The organism is Pelovirga sp. (genome assembly GCF_059864205.1).
Window position 1 is genome coordinate 1 of the sequence record NZ_JCBCBS010000126.1, and the last position, 4,213, is coordinate 4,213.

Annotated in this window: 4 protein-coding genes; 1 reads left to right on the forward strand and 3 read right to left on the reverse strand. The window is 54.8% G+C overall.

Going from position 1 to position 4,213, the window contains the following annotated elements; all coding sequences use genetic code 11:
- The 3 genes from AC6F7T_RS08185 to pheA form a co-directional block, all read right to left on the reverse strand.
- Window positions 1-688 (reverse strand): carboxyvinyltransferase (locus AC6F7T_RS08185; RefSeq protein WP_500717716.1); only part of this gene is annotated, 688 nt, incomplete at its 3' end.
- A gap of 42 nt (window positions 689-730) precedes the next feature.
- The gene (locus tag AC6F7T_RS08190) at window positions 731-1,600 is read right to left on the reverse strand and encodes a prephenate dehydrogenase/arogenate dehydrogenase family protein (RefSeq protein ID WP_500717718.1); all 870 of its coding nucleotides are present in this window, start codon (window positions 1,598-1,600) and stop codon (window positions 731-733) included.
- The gene (gene pheA, locus AC6F7T_RS08195; protein ID WP_500717720.1) at window positions 1,600-2,703 is read right to left on the reverse strand and encodes a prephenate dehydratase; all 1,104 of its coding nucleotides are present in this window, start codon (window positions 2,701-2,703) and stop codon (window positions 1,600-1,602) included. Before pheA ends, AC6F7T_RS08190 begins: the two co-directional genes overlap by 1 nt.
- A gap of 190 nt (window positions 2,704-2,893) precedes the next feature.
- Between pheA and AC6F7T_RS08200 the strand changes: the two genes are divergently transcribed.
- The gene (locus AC6F7T_RS08200) at window positions 2,894-4,084 is read left to right on the forward strand and encodes a pyridoxal phosphate-dependent aminotransferase (protein WP_500717723.1); all 1,191 of its coding nucleotides are present in this window, start codon (window positions 2,894-2,896) and stop codon (window positions 4,082-4,084) included.
- The last annotated feature ends 129 nt before the right edge of the window (window positions 4,085-4,213 follow it).

A 4,213-nucleotide genomic window follows, 5' to 3' on the forward strand; every position in this document is an offset into this window, starting at 1 on the left:
GCCCTTCAAGTGCAACCGGCCCCATCACCCGTGCGCCGCCGGGAAAAGATTCCAGTGGCACGCCGAAATAGCGCAACATGCGCTCACTATGATCACGTGACAGGTGCGGTTCGTACACCGTTGTAGTTCCCTGCGTCTGCATGCCGGCCAGCAGCACGGCCGATTTTACCTGGGCACTGGCAATGGCAGAGGAGTACTCAATCGGCTTGAGCGCGCCCCCGACAATCGCCAGGGGCGCGCGATTATGCTGGTCGCGTCCGTAAATACGCGCACCCATCCGGGTCAAGGGTTCGACAATCCGCCGCATCGGGCGTTTGCGCAGATATTGATCGCCGGTCAGCACCGAAAAAAACGGCTGGGCCGCCAGAATGCCGCTGATCAGGCGCATGGTGGTGCCGGAGTTGCCGCAATCAATGACATTGGCAGGCTCTTTAAGTCCATCCAGTCCGACCCCCTGAACACTGAGATGAGTACTGTCCCGGGCGGCAATCTGCACCCCCAGGGCGCGAAAGGCATTCAGAGTAGCGTGGCAATCCTCCCCCTGCAATAAACCGCTGATCCGGCTCGTGCCACGTGCCAGGGAAGCGAACATTAATGCCCGATGCGAAATCGACTTGTCTCCAGGAACACTGACCTCTCCACGCAATTGTGTGCAGGCCGTCAGGGTCTTTTTTACTAATTTCTCCATGTATGACTTTCCTTTATAAACACCAAAAGCACCAACGGGCACCTACAGAATAGCGTCACGCAACTGTTTAGAGCGCAGAAAAAATTCGAAAAGCTGTTCGCCGTCACCAGCGGCAATATCAGCTTTTAATTCTGCAAAAAACACCTCGAATTGCTCCATCATTTCCAGCAAAGCTTCCCGATTGGTTTCGGCGATGTCACGCCACATGGTCGGATCGGAAGAGGCAATACGGGTAAAATCACGAAAGCCTCCGGCCGAATATTCCAGGATGTTCTCCTCGTAATGATCATAGGAGCCAACCGCGTTGACCAGGGAATAGGCGACCATGTGAGGCAGATGGCTGATGGCGGCCAGAATCCGATCATGTTTGTCCATCGGCATCTTGACAACCGTGCTGCCGGCCAGCAGCCACATCCGTTCGACCAGCGCAAGGGCCTGCGCGTCGGTGTTGGCCGTTGGCGTCAGAATACAGCGCTTGCCGCGATAGAGGCCGGCAAATGCAGCCTCAGCGCCGCTCTGTTCAGTCCCGGCGATGGGATGGCCGGGAACGAAATGGATGGAATCAGGCAACAGCGGTTCGATGCTGCGCACAACCTCGGCCTTGACACTGCCCCCATCGGTAATAATGGCGCCCGGCTTGATCGCCGGCAGACACTGCTCGACAATCGCTCCCAGGGTTTTCACCGGTGTGGCGAGAAAAATCAGGTCAGCATCTGCCACCGCCTCACGCGGATCGCGGGTGTAGCGATCGACAATGCCGAGTTCCAGCGCTTTTTCCAGGTTGGGCTTGCCCCGTCCACAGCCGACAATCTCACCAACAACACCGGCTTCTTTGAGGGCCAGGGCGAGAGAGCCACCAATCAGACCAACCCCCATGATGGCCATACGGGGAATCAACAAGGGATCAGACATCAGCCCATCTCCGTCTGTGCGGCACGCATATGAGCCTGCGGATAAGATCCGAGAACTTTAAGAAAATGACAGTGGGGACGTAACTCCTCAAGGGCAGAGGCGATCTGCTCATCATCACAATGCCCCATCAGATCGAGGAAGAAAACATATTCCCACGCCTTCTGTTTCATCGGTCGGCTTTCAATTTTTGTCAGGTTGATCTGGCGCTTGCTGAAGGGTTCAAGCATGCGATAGAGGATGCCCGGCTCATCCTTGATACTGAACATAATCGAGGTCTTGTCATCTCCGCCCTTGCCCGGTGATTTTTTGCCGACCACAAGAAAACGGGTGAAATTGTGGGGATTATCCTCGATTCTTGCCTTGACCACCTGCAGCCCGTACTGAACGGCGGCCGCTGAACTGGCAATGGCAGCAGCACTCTCATCCTCAGCCACCATCTGTGCGGCAGCAGCGGTGCTCGACACATCAACCAGGGGGATATCAGGCAGATTGGTTTCCAGCCAGTGGCGACACTGCGCCAGAGGCTGCGGGTGAGAAATAATCTTGGTGATCTGCTCAATCCGCCCTGACTTCGACAGCAGATGATGGGATATCTCCTGCATGATTTCGGCGATGATCTTCAGATCCGAATTGATAAACATATCCAGGGTGTGGTTAACCACCCCTTCTGTAGAGTTTTCTACCGGGATGACACCGTAATGGGCACGACCACGTTCGACCTCTTCAAATACCGCTGGAATACTCTTGAGGGGCACCAGTGATGCCGACAAACCAAACTGCTGCAACGCCGCCTGGTGGGTAAAGGTAGACTGGGGTCCCAAAAAAGCCACCTGCAGCGGCATTTCCATATTTAACGAGGCGGAAATGATCTCACGAAAAACCTTGCGCACCGCGTCATTAGGAAAAGGTCCCGGATTGTTTGCGGTCAGCCGCTCGTAGATTTTTTTCTCCCGGCTGGGCACATAAAACAGATCATCGTTGCGCTCCTTGAGATGCCCGACTTCGAGGACGATAGTGGCGCGCTGGTTGAGCAGATCCAGCAACTGATCATCAACACGATCAATCTGCGCCCTGAGCTTCTGAAGTTTGTCTGTTGTCGTCATATTTTTATCCATCGGATGCTAAATTTATTCAGCGGGAGCAGCAATGTAGCCTAAAGACCGGCAGAAATCAATTTGTCGGCAGTACAAAGTGAAGACTGATCTGCCTTGACCCGGTTGTGTCGTGAAGCTAAACTCCGGCAGTTAAAAAACCGCCATCAACCTCGCTACGACAAAATAAAGGATATAAACCATGCCCGTGGCCGCCAAAGTAAAAAAATGCATTGAAGGCTCTTCCTGGATCCGCAAGATGTTCGAGGAAGGAGATAAATTACGTAAAGAGCGGGGCGCTGAGAATATCTTTGATTTCACCCTCGGCAATCCGACCATGGAACCGCCGCAAGAGCTGCTACAGGAATTGCAAAAAATTGCCGCCACGCCGATTCCCGGCATGCACCGCTACATGAATAATGCCGGCTACGAAGAAACTCGGGCAGCAGTGGCCGAGGTGATCGCGGAAAAATCTGCCCTGCCGGTGAGCGCTGCCCACATTGTCATGACCTGCGGTGCCGGAGCGGCCCTGAACGTCGTCATGAAGACCTTGCTCAACCCCGGGGATGAAGTGATCATCCTCAGCCCCTATTTTGTTGAGTACAATTTTTACATCGATAATCATGGCGGTGTTCCCGTCGTGGTACCCACCCTCCCCGACTTCCAACCGGATGTGAACGCCATCGCCGCAGCCATCACCGCGCGCACCAAAGCGCTCATCATCAACTCCCCCAACAATCCGACCGGGGTAATTTACCCCTTTGCGGCGCTGAAGCAAATCGGCGATTTGCTGGCTCAAAAAGAGCAGGAATACGGCACCACCATCGTCGCCATTTCCGATGAACCCTATGCCCGTATCAGTTTCGGTGAAGAGGTCCCCTGCATCTTTACGGCTATTACCAACGCCGTTATCGTCACCTCCCACTCCAAGGACCTGGCCCTGCCGGGGGATCGCATCGGCTATCTGGCCGCATCACCGGCGCTAAAAGATGTCAATCTGTTTATGCAGGGAGCCACCTTTGCCAACCGGGTCCTGGGCTTTGTCAACGCACCGGCGCTGATGCAGCGCCTCGTCACCCGCCTGCAACGGGTCAGTGTCGATGTCGAGCAATACCGGGTCAAACGCGATCTGCTCTACAACAAACTGGTTGAACTGGGCTTCGAGATGGTCAAACCCGGCGGCGGCTTTTATCTGTTCCCGCGCTCGCCTTTGCCCGATGAGATTGAATTTGTCCGCCGTGCGCAACAGCACGGGATTCTGCTGGTTCCCGGCAGCGGTTTCGGCGCTCCCGGATTCTTCCGCATTGCCTACTGTGTTGAAGATGACATGATCAAACGCAGCCTGCCGGCCTGGGAAAAGCTGGCGGTAGAATTGGGGATGGTTTCGCGGTGAGGCGGTAGCTGAGGCCACGTCCCCGCGGTCTCGATGTTGATCTTAACTACGATATGAACATTAAAACAAATGGGGACAGATCTTCCGATGTAGAGGAGTTGCCCCCTTGATTTTTTCCTCAACAGCAAA